We start from the raw sequence: 17,070 nt of genomic DNA, 5'->3' as shown, positions 1-17,070 counted from the left end.
TACTGTGCTTATGAGTTAGCCGCTATTATCCGTGCTTTCCGCCGCAGGGCAAAGATTGTTCGCGGCGGCCGGGCTGGCGGGGAGCCGCCGGGGGCCGGAAAAGCGAATGTGTGCGAAAAACAGGGGGCTGATGCCTTCTCCGTGCATGCGGGCGATCGTCCATCGGCGGTCACCGGTGTTTTCGTGACAATGCAGGAGTTTTTCGGATTGATAATTGGCTATCCTCCATGGGGGCTGCCTGCAGTCACTACTGGACGGTTGACAGCATCTGAATCTCCTGCCCGTTACACTCCGTCACTTTCGCTTTGCCTAACTTGATGCAAGGATGAGCTGATGCAATTATCCAATCAAGCTCCTGCCATCTGACCATGCATTGATGCCGACATAAAAAAACAGCGGCTGCCCAAGCTGGCGCAGCCGCTGTCTTTATGCGGACACGGTGATCAGAACTTCACCCACAGCCGCCCGAAGTACGAAGCGCCGTTCAGGCCGAACTGCACGCTGTCGTATTTGAAGCCGTTATCCGTTTCGTCCGCGTTCTGCGTGGTGGGCTTGACGTTGAAGATGTTGTTGCCGCCAAAGGTCAGCTTGGTGTTCTTGCTGATGCTGTAGGTAAAGCTCAGGTCGGCGGACGTCTTGGCCTTGTAGCGGGCGTTCGGTACGCCTTCGGCCGTGCCGCTGAAGGTGCCCAGGGTTTGCGGGCCAAAGTAGATGATGCGCAGGTCCGATTCCAGCTTGCCCGTGATGTAGTCGAAGCCCAGGGTGGCTTTCGCGCGCGGGCCGCCCTGTTCGATGAACAGGCGTTCGCGCTCGGACAGCAAGACATCCTCGAAGCCTGTCAGCGAGGCGGGCGTCTTGACTTTCGTCACTTCCGTTTTGCTCAAATTCAAGGCCAGGAAGGTGTTCAGGCGGTTGCCGGCCAGTTCGCCCTTGTCCGAGGCCGTCAAGTCGAGTCCGCGCGTGCGCGTGTCGACGGAGTTGACAAAAAATTGCGCTTCCGTCACACCCAGGAGGGCCAGGCGCGCGGCCAGGTCCGGGTAGTTGTCGGCATTGAAGCGGCCCGACAGCACGATGCGGTCCTTGATCTTGATGTTGTACAAGTCGGCCGTCACGGAAATGGCTTGCGTCGGCGTCCAGGTGGTGCCCAGCGTAAAGCTGGTGGATTTTTCCTCTTTCAACTTGGGAATGCCGGCCGCGTTGGCGACGGCGCCGCCATTCGGCGCCAGCACCACGTCCGTGGCCACGCCGCTGACGAAGTCGGTAAAGGTGGACGAGAAATACACTTGCTGCAGCGATGGCGCGCGGAAACCCGTGCTGGCCGAGCCGCGCAGCAGCACATCCGGTGCCACTTTGTAACTGGCGGCCAGCTTGCCCGTCACGGTGGAACCGAAGTCGCTGAATTTTTCATAGCGCAAAGCCGCCTGGGTTTTCAGGCGTTCCGTCCAGTCCAGTTCCACGTCGCCATACGCGGCGATACTGTGGCGTTTCGCTTTCGTCACGTCGCTGGGCTGGAAGCCGGGAAAGCCCTGGCTGCGTCCATTGCCGCCCGTGCCCACGCCGTCGGCATCGATGTAGGAGCCCGGTTCGCCGGCCATGATCTTGTATTCCTCGCTGCGGTATTCGGCGCCGAAAGCCACGTTCATGCCGCGCATCACCGTATCATAATAGCGGCTGAAATCGGCATTGCTGGTCAGTTGCTGGAACGAGAAACCGCCCGCGTCAAAGCTGCTGGCGCTGACACCCTTGCCGCCGTTCATCAGGTCGAGGTTGGCGATCGATGCGTTCAGCGTGTTGCTGATGTCGTAACGCATCTTGTTGTAGCCATAGGTCTGCGAAAAGTCAGCATGCCATTCGCCGATCTGGCTGCGGTGGCCGATGGTGGCGTACTGGTCGTCGATCTTGCCATTGATGAAAGGCACGAACCCGTCCGGGTACATGGCGGCCGAATTGCGCGCAGGGATGTCGTCGCTGCCGATGCCGCCCCGGCCGAACGCGGCGCTGGACGCGTCGCGCGTCTGCGCGCCGGCCGTGAAGTACAGCTTGCCCGCGCCGCTGGTGGCGTAGTCGCCATTGATATACAGGGTTTTGTTCTTGGACTTGGTGTCGCCGATGATGCGCATGCTGTCGGAGTCGGCGCGGTTCGAGCGGCCCCGGTCCAGGTATTCGCCCGTGATGGCCAGGGTGCCCTTGTCGCCCAGCGCGATGCCGCAGTAGGCGGAGGTCATGTAATTCTTGCCGTCGCCTTCGGAATACTGGCTGTAGCCGGCCACGGCTTCGCAGCCCAGGCTTTTCTTGAGTTCGATGTCGATCACGCCGGCAATGGCGTCCGAGCCGTACTGGGCGGCGGCGCCGTCGCGCAGCACTTGCACGTTCTTGATCGCCAATAAAGGAATCGCATTCATGTCCGTACCCGTGTTGCCGCGGTTGCGCGCACCGAACAGGTTGACGAGGGCCGTCGTGTGGCGCCGCTTGCCATTCACCAGCACGAGGGTCTGGTCGGAACCGAGGCCGCGCAGGGCGGCCGAATCGATCAGGTCGGCCCCGTCGGCGCCTGTCTGGCGCGTGGAGTTGAACGAGGGCGAGATGTATTGCAGCGATTGCGCCAGGTCAAACTGGCCGCCTTGCTCGGCCACCTTGGAAATCGGAATGATATCGACCGGCACCATGGTATCGGTAGCGGAACTGGCGACCCGGCGCGAACCGACCACGCTGACCGTTTGCACGGGACCGTCCGTGGCGGCCGCTTCCGTGCTCTGGGCCATGGCGGCGGGACTGAAGGCGGCCAGGGCGGCGCTGCCGTACAGGCTGATGAGGACTGCTTTACGCAAGGTAGTGAGGGTCGGCACGCAGTATCTCCAAGTGGCTGATGAGCAAGATTCGTGACTTGATTCTAGTGCCATCATTTCAGCATTCACCAGCGATACTTTGTTTTGTTATTACAAATTTGCGGTAACTGTTGTTTCCTGGTTGATTATCTTTTGGCCGCTGCCTGGCTTGCCTTGTGCTGGTGCGGCGCGCCCTATTCAGGTGCTGCGTTGCACCATGCCGCCCACCCAGATGGCCTGCGCGCTGTATTGCACCTCGATCAAACACGGCTGCTGCGTCACGTGGCCCTGGTGCAGACGCAGCGACTGTTGCAGATGCACCGCCAGCGCGCCCGCCGCCACGCCCGTGGCGCTGTCTTCCAGCGCCGGATCGAGGTGGTTGAAGTTGCGCCCCTCATACTCGTGCTCGCCCGTGCGGCAATACGCATAGCAGCCGCTGACCTGATGCAAGGCGCTCCAGTCGGCGATCAGTTCCAGGTTCGGCCGCAGCGCGCGCAGGGTGGTGCGGTCGGCCACTTCCAGCAACAGCTTCGGACTGCCGACGGAGGCGACCACGGGCGGCGACAGCAAGTGCATATGCTGGCCCATCAGCTCGGACGGCACATACTTTTCCACCAGGACGGCAGGCGCCGGCTGCGGCGCCAGGCCGATGAACAATCCCTCCGCACGGCGCACCAGCTGCAAGGCTTGCCCGCGCATGGCGGTGCGTACCGTCAGGGTTGCCGGCGCGCCAGGCGCCGTCAGCAGTACATGCGCGGCCGCCAGGGTGGCGTGCAGGCACAGGGGGCTGCGCGTGTGCGGATAAAAATAGTCGAGCACGATGCTGCCGTCCGCCTGCCGGTCGAGGAAGACGCAGGCGCTCACTTGCCGCTCCTGGGCGAATTGCTGGCGCGCCGTTTCGCTGCCGTGGTCGTTTTCCACGACCAGTGCCGCATTGCCGCCACCGGGTGCGGCGCCGAAACATTTCAAGAGATGGACGATCATGGCGGTCGATGTGGAGGTAAAACACCAGCATAAACGATAAGCCCGATTCCAGATAAGTATAATATACTGTGTTTATGTACAGTATTGAGGTGGATCATGTGGGGCGCAGTCTTACCCGAGTATGCTGAGTTGTACTGCCTGAGCAATTTCAGCTTCCTGCATGGGGCCTCGCATGCGGAAGAGCTGGTGGCGCGCGCCGTCCAGCTCGGTTACAAGGGGCTGGCCATTACCGACGAGTGTTCGCTGGCGGGTGTCGTGCGTGCCCATGCGGTGGCCAAGCGGGCCGATTTTCCCCTGATTATCGGGGCGCATTTTCATTTGACGCAGTCCGACGGCAGTCCGGCCCTGTCCTTGCTGGCGCTGGTGCAAGACATCGACGGTTACGGCAACTTGTCGGAACTGATCACCATGGCGCGTACGCGGGCGGCCAAGGGGCGCTATTTGCTGACGCCCGATGATTTCGCCGCGCCATCGCCCGAGTTTGCCCATTTGCGGGGGCTGCCCGGCTGTCTGATGATCTTGCTGCCCAGCTATCCTGCCCAGCCCGAGGCGCTGCGCGCGCAGGGGGCGTGGATGGCGGCTACCTTTGGCAGCGAGCGCAGCTGGGTGGGCCTGAACCTGCTGCAGCGGGCGCAGGATGACGCGCACCGCAGCGCCGTGCAGGAGGCGGCGCAAGCGCAGGGCTTGTCCGTGGTGGCTGTCGGCCACGTGTGCATGCACGTGCGTTCGCGCAAGCCCTTGCTCGACACGCTGTGCGCGATCCGCGTGGGCAAGCCCGTGAGCGAGTGCGGCTATGCGCTGGCGCAAAACGCGGAGCAGCATCTGCGCGCGCGCTTGCGCCTGGCCAATGTGTATCCGCCGCAGGCGCTGGCGCAAACCCTGCGCATCGCGGAGCTGTGCACATTCTCCCTCGACAGCCTGTGCTATGACTATCCCGACGAGCTGGTGCCGCACGGCCACACACCGGCGACGTATCTGCGCGAAGAAACGTATGCGGGCGCGCGTATCCGCTTTCCGCTGGGCATTCCGGCGAACGTGCAGGAGCAGGTCGAGCAGGAGCTGGAACTGATCGCCGAGCTGTCGTATGAAGCGTACTTTTTGACCGTGTACGACATCGTGCGCTTTGCCCGCTCGCAAAACATCCTGTGCCAGGGCAGGGGCTCGGCCGCCAATTCGGCCGTCTGCTATTGCTTGCACATCACGGAAGTGGACCCGGCGCGCGGCAACTCGCTGGTCGGGCGTTTCATGTCGCGCGAGCGCAACGAGCCGCCCGATATCGACGTCGATTTCGAGCACCAGCGGCGCGAAGAGGTGATTCAGTATATCTATGGCAAATATGGCCGCGAACGGGCCGCGCTGGCGGCCGTGGTGATCAGCTACCGGCCCAAGAGCGCCTTGCGCGACAGCGGCCGGGCGCTGGGGATCGACCTGGCCATCGTGGAAAAGGTGGCCAAGGCGCATCGCTGGTTCGATGGCAAGCGCGATCTGCTGGAGCGCCTGGCCGAATGCGGACTCGACCCGGAAGCGGCATTGTCGCAGCAGTGGGCTGGCCTGGCGCAGCAGTTGCTGGGCTTTCCCCGTCATTTGTCGCAGCATCCGGGCGGCTTTGTCATTGCTCAGGGCAAGTTGTCACGCCTGGTGCCGATTGAAAACGCGGCCATGGCCGAACGCAGCGTCATCGAGTGGGACAAGAATGACCTCGAGGAGCTGGGCTTGATGAAGGTCGACGTGCTGGCGCTGGGCATGCTGTCGGCCCTGCGCCGTGCGCTGGAACTGGTGGGGGCGCGGCGCGGCGAGGAATTCCGCCTGCAGGATATTCCCGCGGAAGACCCCGTCACCTACGACATGATGTGCGAGGCGGACACCATCGGCGTGTTCCAGATCGAGTCGCGCGCCCAGATGAGCATGCTGCCGCGCCTGCGTCCCCGGGAATTCTACGACCTCGTCATCGAGGTGGCGCTGGTGCGCCCCGGCCCCATCCAGGGCGGCATGGTGCATCCGTATCTGCAGCGGCGCCAGAAAAAGGAGCCAATCGATTATCCGAAGGGCCTGGAAAAGGCGTTGGGACGCACCCTGGGCATCCCGATCTTCCAGGAGCAGGTAATGCAGGTGGCCATCATCGCGGCCGATTTCACACCCGGCGAAGCGGACCAGTTGCGGCGCGCCATGGCGGCCTGGAAACGCAAGGGCGGCATGAACAATTACAAGAAACGCATCGTCGAAACGATGGTCAAAAATGATTACGATCGGACGTTTGCGGAAGCCATCTTCAGCCAGATCGAGGGCTTTGGCGAATACGGTTTTCCCGAATCGCACGCGGCCAGTTTCGCGCTGCTGACGTACGCCAGTTCCTGGCTGAAATGCCACGAACCGGCCGCCTTTCTGTGCGCCTTGCTCAACAGCCAGCCCATGGGCTTTTACAGTCCCTCGCAACTGGTGCAGGATGCGCGCCGGCATGGCGTGCAAGTGCTGCCCGTCGACGTGGCCATCAGCGGCTGGGAGGCGGAGCTGGAAGAGCAGGGGGGGCGGGGTGTCGCACCCGCCGTGCGCCTGGGCTTGAACAGCCTGTTCGGCATGCGCGCGGAAGCGGCCCGGCGCATCGAGGATGCGCGCGCCATCGCCGTCTTTCTTGATGTGGCCGACCTGGCCCTCCGTGGCGGCCTGGACCGTCATGATTTGCAGGTGCTCGCCGCCGGCAACGCGCTGCACGCGCTGGCCGGGCACCGGCGCGCGGCGCTATGGCAGGCGGCCGGCGCCGTGCCCGACAGGGATTTGCTGCGCGCCACCTCACAAGAGGAAGACTTGCCCGTGCTGGCCGTGCCGACGGAAGGCGAGAGCATCGTCAGCGACTACCGCGCGCAAGGCCTGACCCTGGGCCGCCACCCGCTGGCGCTGCTGCGCAAGCAATTGCTGGAGCAGCGTTTCCTGCCCGCGTCCACCTTGATGACCTACACGAGCGGACAGCTGGCGCGCGCCTGCGGCATCGTCACCGTGCGCCAGCGGCCGGGCACGGCCAAGGGCGTCATCTTCATGACACTGGAAGACGAGACGGGCACGGTCAACGCCATCGTCTGGCCCGACCTGGTGGAAAGCCAGCGGCGCGAAGTATTGAGTGCGCCGCTGCTGGGCGTGTACGGCGTGTGGCAGCGCGAAGGCATCGTGCGCAACCTGGTGGCCAAGCGCCTGGTCGACATGTCGCATTTGCTGGGACGCTTGCGGACCAGCAGCCGCGATTTCTGTTGAGAGTTGCCGGCGGGGAGGAGGCCATGGCATTATTTGAAGATGACAACCTTGCCCGAACCGACACTGCGTCCCGCCCTGGTCGCCGACGCGCCCGCCATCGTCGCCCTGATCGACGACCTGATGCCCTTTTTGACCCTGCACCCGGATGGCGCGGGGGCGGAAAAATTCATCGAACATTGCCGCCAGCCGGCCATCGAAGGCTATCTGTCGCAGACTCGCTATGCCTACCAGCTCGCGCATATCGACGGTGCACTGGCCGGTGTGGTGGCCATGCGCGACAACACGCATCTGTTCCACATGTTCGTGCCGCGCGCCTGGCACCGGCGCGGCATGGCGCGCCGCCTGTGGCAGGCAGCCCGCGATGCGTCGCTGGCCAAAGGCGATGTGACGGCGTTTACCGTCAATTCCTCCCTGTACGCCTTGCCCCTGTACACAAGCCTGGGCTTTGTCGCCACGGGGCCGAAGGTGGAGGAGGGCGGTATCGCTTTCGTGCCGATGCGCATGGCAGTATAGTTACCAGCGCACGATCTTCCCCGGATTCATGATGTTCTTCGGATCCAGCGCGTGCTTGAGGGCGCGCATGGTGTCGATCGCGCCTGCACCATGTTCTTCCACGAGGAAGGCCATCTTGTGCATGCCCACGCCGTGCTCGCCCGTGCAGGTGCCATCCATGCCGATGGCGCGCGTGACCATGTCGCTGTTGACCTTTTCCGCGCGCGCGATATCGGCCGGGTCGTCCGGGTCGACCAGCATCTGCACGTGGAAATTACCGTCGCCCACGTGGCCGATGATGGCGTAGACGAGCCCCTGCGCTTCGCAATCAGCCTTGGTGGCGAGGATGCATTCGGCCAGGCGCGAAATCGGCACGCAGCAATCGGTGGAAATGGCGCGGCTGCCGGGGCGCAGTTGCAGCAGGGCGAAATACGCATTGTGGCGCGCGGCCCACAGGCGCGAGCGGTCTTCGGGACGGCTGGCCCACTCGAAATCGCTGGCGCCATGCTCCGCCGTGATGGCTTGCACCAGCTGCGCCTGCTCGGCCACGCTGGCCGGCGTGCCGTGAAATTCAAACAGTAATAATGGCTTTTCCGGCAGCGCCATCTTGTCGTAGGCATTGATGGCTTTCACGCCATTTTCATCGAGAAACTCGACCCGCGCCACAGGAATGCCCATCTGGATGGTCTGGATCACGGCGCTGACGGCTTCGCCCGTGCCGGGGAACGAGCAGACGGCAGCCGAGATGGCTTCCGGCAGCGGATACAGTTTCACCGTCACTTCCGTGATGATGCCCAGGGTCCCTTCGCTGCCGACGAACAGGCGCGTCAGGTCGTAGCCGGCCGACGATTTTTTCGCCCTGGTCCCCGTCTTGATGATACGGCCATCGGCCGTCACCACGGTCAGGGCCAGCACGTTTTCGCGCATGGTGCCGTAGCGCACGGCGTTCGTGCCCGAGGCGCGCGTGGCGGCCATGCCGCCCAGCGACGCATTGGCGCCCGGGTCGATGGGGAAGAACAGGCCCGTGTCGCGGATTTCCTCGTTCAGCTGTTTGCGCGTCACCCCTGCCTGCACGGTGGCCGTCAAGTCTTCGCCATGCACCGCCACCATCTGGTGCATTTGCGACAGGTCAATCGTCACGCCGCCATGCAGGGCCAGCACATGGCCTTCGAGCGAAGTGCCGCTGCCGTAGGCGATGATGGGCACGTCGTGCGCGCTGCACAGCTTGACGGCGGCGGCCACTTCCTCGGTGGAATGGGCGAAGATGACGGCGTCCGGCAGCATGGGAGGATAGCTCGACTCGTCGCGGCCATGGTGTTCGCGCATGGCTTGCGTCATGGAAAAGCGGTCGGCAAAGATCAGGGAAAGTACGGCAGCAAGGGATACGGGCAGCGGTTTTTTCAGTACCGCCAACTGGTCAGTTTGATTCACGCGAGTCCTCCGTTTTTTTTATTCTACTCCGCGCCCGGGGATTTCACCGAAGCAGCATATTGGTTTTTGCCAGTAGTAAAAAAATCTGTATGGTTCGCCATGCATTGGTTGTAAATGAGAATCATTTCTATTAAAATGCCCGCCAGTAGTTATTTTGCAATGCGTGCTTAGACCCGAAAGGCCATGCCCATGAAATTCTCCCTGTCCATCGCTGCCGTCCTGCCCGCCTGCGTGCTGGCCCTGAGCGCCTGCAGCAGTGTCGCCCCCGTAACTGGCGCGGCCACCGGCGGCGCCGCGACGTCCGCCGCGCAGGATGTGCGCCAGCTGGGCGAGATCGTCGACTTGCGCAGCGGCCAGCGCGTGACTGCCGAACAACTGCTGGCCCAGCTGGCTGCCGCGCCGAGGATCATCGTGGGCGAACAGCATGACCAGCTCAGCCATCATCAGATCGAGCAATGGCTGCTGCAGCAGTTGCAGGGCCGGCGCCCGCAAGGCAGCGTGCTGCTGGAAATGCTGAACCCGGACCAGCAAGCCAAGGTGGACAAGGTCAAGCCGTGGCTGCAGACGGATCCCGTCGTGCGCCCCGAGCACGTGGCCGAGCTGCTGGCCTGGCAGCCCAGCTGGAAGTGGGAGCAGTATGGCGACCTGGTCATGACCGTGATGCGCGCGCCGTATCCCGTCTGGTCGGCCAACCTGGACCGCAGCGAGATCAAGCAAATGTTTGTCGATAAGCCGGCCGTGCAGGGCAAGTACTCGAACCTGGCCAACGATGGCAAGGTGCATGCCAAGCTGAAAGACATCATACGCGTCATGCATGACAACCAGATCGACGAACCGCGCCTGGCCGCCATGCTGTCGGTGCAGCAGCAGCGCGACCGCCGCATGGCCGAGCGCCTGCTGGCCGCGCCCGCGCCGGCCGTGCTGATCGCCGGCGCCTACCATGCGCACAAGGACCTGGGCGTGCCGCTGCACGTGCAGGACTTGACGGGCGGCCCTGCGCCGCTGGTGCTGGTCCTGGCGCAGACGGGCGCCACTGTGCTGGCGCCGCAGGCGGATTTCGTCTGGTTCACGCCGGTTGCCGCATCCGCTATCGCCAGCGCCAAGTAAGCCGTTTCACCTCCGCCGGGCGGTCAGCCCGGCATTCTCCCCCAGCAAGCTTCCCCGCAGCAGCCAGGTAGTCCGTCCGATTTTTTTGCATGCGCGTGCGCGCCGTTGGCGCAGCCATGCCTGTTACCTGTTGAAGCTCCCATGCGTATCCCCTTGTTCCATATCAAAGCCGCCGCTGGCGGCATGTTTCTTTCCCTGTTCCACGCCACCGCGCAAGCGTCCGCCTTGCCGCATGATATGTCGCCGTTGGGCATGTTTTTCGCCGCCGACCAGGTCGTCAAAAGCGTGCTCATCGGCTTGCTGATTGCCGCGCTGGCCACCTGGGTGGTGTTGCTGGTGAAGGGCGCCAGTTTGCTGCAAGCCCGGCGCGTGGCGGCGCAAGCCGTCGCCATGCTGAAGACGGCCACCTCGCTGCCTGACGCGGCCGCCAAAGTGGAGGGGGCAGGTAGCACTTCGCTGGCGCAGCAGTTGCTCGACGATGTGCAGCAGGAACTGGATCTGTCGCACGCCAGCGCGCCGGCGGCGGCCCTGAAAGAGCGGGCCGGCTTTCGCCAGGAACAGTTCATTGCGCAGCAGGTACGCGCCATGACGCAAGGCATCGGCCTGCTCGCCAGCATCGGCGCCGTGGCGCCGTTCGTCGGCCTGTTCGGCACCGTGTGGGGCATCATGAACAGCTTTATCGGCATTGCCGTCAGCCAGAGCACGAATCTGGCAACCGTCGCGCCCGGCATCGCGGAAGCCTTGCTGGCCACCGCCCTGGGCCTGGTGGCGGCGATTCCCGCCGTCGTCATCTATAACGTGCTCAGCCGTGGCATCAACCAGTACAAGGCGCAGCTGCGGGCCGCTTCCGCGCAAGTGCTGCTGATGCTGAGCCGCGACCTCGACACGCGCAAGCAGGCCTGAGCCATGGCTTCCCTGTTTCCCTCCCCGGACGACGACACGGCCGACATGCCAGAGTTGAGCGAGATCAATGTCACGCCCTTCATCGATGTGATGCTGGTGCTGTTGATCATCTTCATGGTGGTCTCGCCGCTGGCCACGGTCGACCTGAAAATCGACTTGCCGGCCGCCACTGCCAAGCCGGAACCGCGCCCCGGAAAGCCCCTGTTCGTGTCCCTGAAAGCGGACCACAGCCTGTATCTGGGCGAGTCGCCCGTGGCGCGCGAGCAGCTGGGCGGTTTGCTTGACGCCCAGACGGGCGGCGACCGCCAGCGCACCCTGTTTTTCCAGGCCGACAAGCAAGCGGCGTATGAAGACGTGCTGGGCGTGATGGATGCCCTGCGCCAGGCCGGTTATCTGAAAGTGGGCCTGGTCGGCCGGGAGGGTGGGTGAATCCGCGCCCTGTATTGAACTGGGGCATCGCCACGGCGCTGGTGGTAGCGGGCATGCTGGCGTTGCTGCTGTGGACCAGCTGGCATTCCGTTACCGTGGCGCCCGCCAACCCGGCGGCCAGCGTGATGGTGGTATTTGCCGCACAGGCGATGTCGCCGGAAACACAGGTCGCGCATGCTGTGGGCGCACGCCAGTCGGCTGCCTCCAGCTCGGCCCGGCCGCCAAGGAGCGCCATCCGGCAAGAGGCGCTGCCCGTGCTGGCGCGCGCCGCCGTGCCGGAGATCGTCGCGGCGGAAAAAGAGGAAAAGGCGGCTGCCAGCCCATCGACGGAGCCGGGCAAGGATGCCGCCAAGGAAGTTGCCGTGCCCGCGCAGGCCAGCAGCAGCGCCACGCCGGCACCGGCTGCCGTGCGCGGTCCGCAGGCGGCGCCGTTCAATAGCGACACGCCGTCAAGCAGCGCGGCGCCGGCCAGCTGGCAAAGCCGCGTGCTCGTCCATCTGGCCCACTTCAAGCGCTATCCGGGCGATGCGCGCCAGCGCAAGCGGGCTGGCGCCGCCTGGGTGCGCTTCCAAGTGGACCGCGACGGCAAGCTGCTGGCCAGCGAACTGGTCACTTCATCGGGCACGGTGCTGCTCGACCGCGAAGCGCTGCAGGTGCTTGAGCGCGCGCAACCGTTGCCGGCGCCGCCCGATAACGTCCTGCACCAGGGCACGGTGACCGTCACCTTGCCCGTCTCGTTCAAGCTGGAGCCAGGACAGGACAAGGCATGAGGATGCCATCGCTTTTCATTCAAAAAATCTATCCATAACAAATCGAGGGTGTATGCATATCAAGACAATGACGCAGGCCGTGGGCATCTGCATGGCCTTGCTCGCGCAGCAGGCATGGGCACAACAAGTCCAAGACAGTGGCAAGGTGGAATTTCCGCCACTGAATGTATCGGGTGAAACGGTGCCGGCGGAACAGCAGGCGCTGGAAAAACCGGGCGCCGTCAGTGCGCGCGGGCCGGACACGCGCTTGCAGCCCGTGGACCAGATCGTGCGCAGCATGCCAGGCACGTTTACCCAGATCGATCCGGCGCAGGGCGCCGTCAGCGTCAACATCCGCGGCTTGTCGGGCCTGGGGCGCGTCAACATGATGGTCGATGGCGTGAGTCAGAATTACTATGGCAGCGCACCCTCGTCCGTGTCGCACGGCGGCGTGCCCAGCAGTCAGTTCGGCGCCCTGATCGATCCGAATTTCATCATCGGGGTGGATGTGTCGCGTGGCAATGTCGTCGGCGGCGACGGCGTCAATGCGCTGGCCGGCAGCGCCAATTTCCGCACCATCGGCGTCGATGACGTCGTCTTCGCCGGGGAAAAAACGGGGGCGCGCACGAAGATGTCGGCTGGGAATAACGGCGTGGGACGCAGCGCCATGCTGGCCGTGGCCATGAAAAATCCGGCCTTCGATGGCGGCAGCGTGGGCTTCATGGCCGCCACCAGCGCGAGCGTGATCGGCAACAACTACAAGAATGCGAAGGGCGTCAACAGCGAGGAATTCGGTTTTGGCTACAACCGCTATTACAAGCAAAAACCCAAGTCGCAATTGCTCAAGCTGGACCTCAAATTGAGCGACTTCCATGCGCTGGAACTGTCGGCGCGCGATTACCGCAGCACGTTTACGCGCCGCGATATCCACAGCGATGACTACTACGTCAAATATCACTACACGCCGTTTTCCGAGTTGATCGATCTCAATGTGGTGGCCAGCAGCAGCCGCGGCAACCAGAAATACATGCCCGAGGCGCTGACCAATTTCATCAACACGAATGCGGCCAACCGCGCCGACGCCTTCGACATCAACAACACCAGCAGCTTCAGGCTGGCCGGCGGCGATGCGCTGGTGACCATTGGCGGCAAGCTGATGCGTAATAAATACAGCAAGCACGTGGAAAGCCTGGTCGACGATCCGGACAACCCGGATGCGAACCAGCAATCGATTGAAAACAATACGTTCGGTCCCGAGGGCGTGCAAAAGATCAACAGCCTGTATGCGGGCCTGCAATACAACCGCGGCATTGTTCAAGTCAATGCGGGCCTCAACTACACGCATTTTGATTTGACGGGCCACAAGCCCGCCTGCGATTTGCGCGTGCAGTGCTTCCCGCAAGGGGCAAGCAATATTGCGCTCAAGGAGCATGGCATCAATCCCTCGCTGCTCGTTTCCGCGCAGGTGACGCCATGGTTCCAGCCGTTTGCCAGCGCCGAGCGCACCATGCGCGGGCCGAATCCGCAGGAAGTGTTTTTCTCGAATGACGGCGGGGCGTCGATGAACCCCTTCCTGAAGGGCGAGCGGGCCAGCACCTACCAGCTGGGTTTTAATTCCAGCCTGCATGGTTTGCTGAGCAAGAACGACGTGCTGAATTTCAAGGCCCTGTATTTCAAGAGCAAGATCGATGGCTATATCACCAGCCAATCCTTCCTCGTGTGCGATAACGGGCGCAAGTGCAATATATCGGAAGTGATCGCCACGGATTGGGAGACCGTCGATGCGTACGTGACGAATATGTATATCTACATTAACTCGGCCACACCCGTGCATACGCGCGGCTGGGAACTGGAAGCGCAGTACCAGCTGGGGCCGGCCTATGCGCGCCTGTCGTACACGCGCGAAACGACGCGCCAGCCCACGTCGATCGCCAGCGCCTGGTTTGGCGCGGCCGACATCAGCGAGCTGCCCAGCGTGTACTACAACCTCGACGTGGGCACGCGCCTGCTGGACAACAAGCTGGAAGTGGGCGCCATCCTCAAGCACACGGGCTCGAACCGCCGCCTGTCGCCGGATAATGAAGCCGATGAAGCGACGGGCGAAGTGCTCAAGGCCGACAATCCGAAGATCCCAGCCGTGATCGACCTGTATGCGAGTTACCAGGTCAGCAAGAACCTGTTCCTGCGCCTGTCCGTGCAAAACGCCATGAACAAGGATTTCTCGGAAGCGCTGAACCGCTTGAACTCGATGCCATCGCAGTCGCAAGAGAATACGCCGCTGAGCACGGCACGGGGCAGGACGTATGTGGCAGGGCTGGAGTACCGCTTCTAGTTTTTTAGCAAAGCGGCGACGCCTGACAAAACTGTAGCGAGCGGATGTGATTTGTGGCCGAGAAGCGCAGCTGTGCTATAGCACAGTGAGCATCGCCGGCCGCAAAGCGCACCGCGCAGTAAGTTTTGTCAGGTGTTATCAACGCGGCGTGGTGCCGTAGTAGCTGTGGATGGAATTGATCCACGTGGTATCGGCCATGTTCGGCCAGTTATCCGTATCGAAGCCGGGGGCGTTTTCGATGCGTTCCTTGTCGACGTTGAGGGTGAAGCGCTTGTTGACGGTGTCGAGCAGCAGCGCTTCCCACGGCACGGCGAACAGCTTTTCGCCGATGGTGAAGACGCCGCCGTGCGACATGACGGCGTAGGCGATTTTGCCGCTGCGCATGTCGATCATGATTTCCTTGATTTCGCCCAGATGTTCATCCTTGGCGTTGTGCACATGGTCGCCGATCAGGGTGTCTGCACCCATCAGTTCAGGGCCGGGGCCTTTGTGGCCGCGGTTGACATACATGCCGTAGGCGTCGCGTTCTTCGTAGCTCATGATGTACCTCCGTTGAAAAATTCCAGTCTGGACGTCTGCCGTGGCAGGGTCTGTTCGGTCTCCCACACAAAATATGGAATTGGAAATATTTCAATTATTGTTATTGGGTAATTTTGTTGCGCGTAGACAGCAGGAGGGGGAGGGATAGTCGTCATTTGGCGCAAATTTCCGCGCGCGGGGAGCGACGCAGGCGGGCTTTAGTGTATAATTTCAATTTCCCGCACGTGCCGTTCGGCACCATCTGCAATGACCAAATTTGTCTTCGTCACTGGTGGCGTTGTGTCTTCCCTTGGAAAAGGGATTGCCGCCGCCTCCCTCGCCGCGATCCTCGAATCGCGCGGCCTTAAAGTCACCATGCTCAAGCTCGACCCGTATATCAACGTCGATCCTGGCACGATGAGCCCTATGCAGCACGGTGAAGTATTCGTCACCGATGACGGGGCCGAAACCGACCTCGACCTCGGTCACTACGAGCGCTTCATCTCCACCCGCATGAAAAAGGTGAATAACTTCACCACTGGCCAGATCTATGAATCGGTGATCCGCAAGGAACGCCGGGGCGAATATCTGGGCAAGACCGTGCAGGTGATTCCGCATATCACCAATGAAATCCAGGATTACATCCGCCGTGGCGCCGAAGGCTACGACGTGGCCCTGTGCGAAATCGGCGGCACCGTCGGCGATATCGAATCGCTGCCATTCCTGGAAGCGGCGCGTCAGCTGAGCCTGCGCGCCGGCCGCAAGAACACGGCTTTCGTCCACCTGACCCTGGTGCCTTACATCGCCTCGGCCGGTGAACTGAAAACCAAGCCGACCCAGCACTCGGTGCAAAAGCTGCGCGAAATCGGCATCTTGCCAAACGCGCTGCTGTGCCGCGCCGACCGCGCCATCCCGGAAGACGAGCGCGCGAAAATCTCGCTGTTCTCGAACATCGAGGAAGACGCCGTCATTTCCGTATGGGATGTCGACACCATCTACAAAGTGCCGCAAATGCTGCACGACCAGGGCCTCGACAAGATCATCTGCGACGCGCTGGACCTCGATCCGGCGCCGGCCGACCTGTCGATCTGGAGCAAGCTGATCTATACGATGGAGCACCCGAAGGCGGAAATCACCGTCGGCATGGTCGGCAAGTATGTCGAGCTGACCGAGTCGTACAAGTCGCTGATCGAAGCGCTGCGCCACGCCGGCATCCACACGGAAAGCCGCGTCAACATCGAATACATCGATTCGGAAGAAATCGAAACGACCGGTTGCGACAACCTGGGCAAGTACGATGCCATCCTGGTACCGGGCGGCTTCGGCAAGCGCGGCGTGGAAGGCAAGATCAAGGCGGCCCAGTTCGCCCGTGAAAACAAGATCCCTTACCTGGGCATCTGCCTGGGCATGCAAGTGGCCCTGATCGAATACGCGCGCAACAAGGCAGGCATGCCAAACGCGAATTCGACCGAGTTCGACCTTGATACGGATCAACCTGTCGTTGCACTGATCAATGAGTGGCAAAACCACGATGGTAAAGTCGAGTTGCGCGATGAAAACTCGGACCTGGGCGGTACCATGCGCCTGGGCGCGCAGACCTGCGCCGTCAATCCGGGCACCCTCGCCGCCGAGATCTACGGCAGCGTGGTGACCGAGCGTCACCGCCATCGCTACGAAGCCAATAATCACTACCTGGCCCGTGTCGAAGCGGCTGGCCTGATCGTGTCGGCCCGTACGCCGAGCGAAGATTTGTGCGAAATCATGGAATTGCCACGCACGGGTGAGAATGCCCACCCATGGTATATGGGCGTGCAATACCATCCTGAGTTCAAGTCGACGCCACGCACCGGCCATCCGTTGTTTACCTCGTTCATCAAGGCAGCGCTGGCGCACAAGGAAGCCAACGCCGTCGCTGAATAACGCCGGTCGATAGCGACAGTATTACCTGTAAGACAGCTCCCGGCCTGATAGTCTCCGCCGGGAGTTTCTTTGCCCACTTTGTGCAATTGCGCATCAGAACGCAGTGTGCAGCCCCTGTTACGCTTAACTTTGGAGA

12 protein-coding genes are annotated in these 17,070 nt (G+C 62.4%); 8 read left to right on the top strand and 4 right to left on the bottom strand.

Translation table 11 applies throughout. From position 1 onward, the window contains the following. Nucleotides 1-443: 443 nt before the first annotated feature. Nucleotides 444-2,846 (bottom strand): TonB-dependent receptor plug domain-containing protein, encoded by a 2,403-nt coding sequence (locus LSO07_RS23080; RefSeq protein ID WP_151096665.1) that lies wholly within the window; start codon nucleotides 2,844-2,846, stop codon nucleotides 444-446. A gap of 177 nt (nucleotides 2,847-3,023) precedes the next feature. Beyond that, nucleotides 3,024-3,809 (bottom strand): PhzF family phenazine biosynthesis protein, encoded by a 786-nt coding sequence (locus LSO07_RS23075; protein WP_151096664.1) that lies wholly within the window; start codon nucleotides 3,807-3,809, stop codon nucleotides 3,024-3,026. A gap of 96 nt (nucleotides 3,810-3,905) precedes the next feature. Here LSO07_RS23075 and LSO07_RS23070 point away from each other — a divergent pair, with 96 nt between their 5' ends. Continuing rightward, nucleotides 3,906-7,052, top strand: a complete 3,147-nt coding sequence (locus LSO07_RS23070) for an error-prone DNA polymerase (protein WP_151096663.1) — start codon at nucleotides 3,906-3,908, stop codon at nucleotides 7,050-7,052. Nucleotides 7,053-7,091: 39 nt separating this feature from the next. Then, entirely contained in the window at nucleotides 7,092-7,565 is a 474-nt protein-coding gene (locus LSO07_RS23065; RefSeq protein WP_071653369.1) for a GNAT family N-acetyltransferase, read from the top strand. On the opposite strand, the gene LSO07_RS23060 is transcribed toward LSO07_RS23065, so the two are convergent. Then, a complete protein-coding gene (locus LSO07_RS23060) occupies nucleotides 7,566-8,975 on the bottom strand; it encodes an FAD-binding oxidoreductase (RefSeq protein WP_092606577.1) in 1,410 nt (469 codons plus the stop codon). It abuts the gene before it with no gap. Between the two features lie 189 nt (nucleotides 8,976-9,164). Between LSO07_RS23060 and LSO07_RS23055 the strand changes: the two genes are divergently transcribed. From LSO07_RS23055 to LSO07_RS23035, 5 genes are all read left to right on the top strand, one after another. After that, nucleotides 9,165-10,082 carry a ChaN family lipoprotein gene (locus LSO07_RS23055; protein ID WP_151096662.1) on the top strand — a complete coding sequence of 306 codons (918 nt, stop codon included), beginning with the start codon at nucleotides 9,165-9,167 and terminating at the stop codon, nucleotides 10,080-10,082. A gap of 141 nt (nucleotides 10,083-10,223) precedes the next feature. Further along, a complete protein-coding gene (gene exbB / locus LSO07_RS23050; RefSeq protein WP_151096661.1) occupies nucleotides 10,224-10,985 on the top strand; it encodes a tonB-system energizer ExbB in 762 nt (253 codons plus the stop codon). 3 nt (nucleotides 10,986-10,988) lie between these two features. Continuing rightward, nucleotides 10,989-11,414 carry a TonB system transport protein ExbD gene (gene exbD, locus LSO07_RS23045; protein WP_151096660.1) on the top strand — a complete coding sequence of 142 codons (426 nt, stop codon included), beginning with the start codon at nucleotides 10,989-10,991 and terminating at the stop codon, nucleotides 11,412-11,414. Then, nucleotides 11,411-12,184 carry an energy transducer TonB family protein gene (locus tag LSO07_RS23040; RefSeq protein WP_151096659.1) on the top strand — a complete coding sequence of 258 codons (774 nt, stop codon included), beginning with the start codon at nucleotides 11,411-11,413 and terminating at the stop codon, nucleotides 12,182-12,184. The genes exbD and LSO07_RS23040 overlap by 4 nt, the downstream gene beginning before the upstream one ends. Nucleotides 12,185-12,236: 52 nt before the next feature. Then, on the top strand, nucleotides 12,237-14,495 hold the full coding sequence (locus tag LSO07_RS23035; RefSeq protein ID WP_151096658.1) for a TonB-dependent receptor domain-containing protein: 2,259 nt from the start codon (nucleotides 12,237-12,239) through the stop codon (nucleotides 14,493-14,495). A 138-nt stretch (nucleotides 14,496-14,633) separates the two neighbouring features. Here the strand turns inward: LSO07_RS23035 and LSO07_RS23030 are convergent, their stop codons facing one another. Then, nucleotides 14,634-15,035, bottom strand: a complete 402-nt coding sequence (locus tag LSO07_RS23030) for a PRC-barrel domain-containing protein (protein WP_034783326.1) — start codon at nucleotides 15,033-15,035, stop codon at nucleotides 14,634-14,636. A 246-nt stretch (nucleotides 15,036-15,281) separates the two neighbouring features. Between LSO07_RS23030 and LSO07_RS23025 the strand changes: the two genes are divergently transcribed. Next, the gene (locus LSO07_RS23025; RefSeq protein WP_034783327.1) at nucleotides 15,282-16,934 is read left to right on the top strand and encodes a CTP synthase; all 1,653 of its coding nucleotides are present in this window, start codon (nucleotides 15,282-15,284) and stop codon (nucleotides 16,932-16,934) included. The last annotated feature ends 136 nt before the right edge of the window (nucleotides 16,935-17,070 follow it).

The sequence above is a fragment of the Janthinobacterium sp. PLB04 genome, assembly GCF_021165895.1.
Taxonomy (GTDB): Bacteria; Pseudomonadota; Gammaproteobacteria; order Burkholderiales; family Burkholderiaceae_D; genus Janthinobacterium; species Janthinobacterium lividum.
This window is presented reverse-complemented; position numbering and strand designations above follow the sequence as displayed.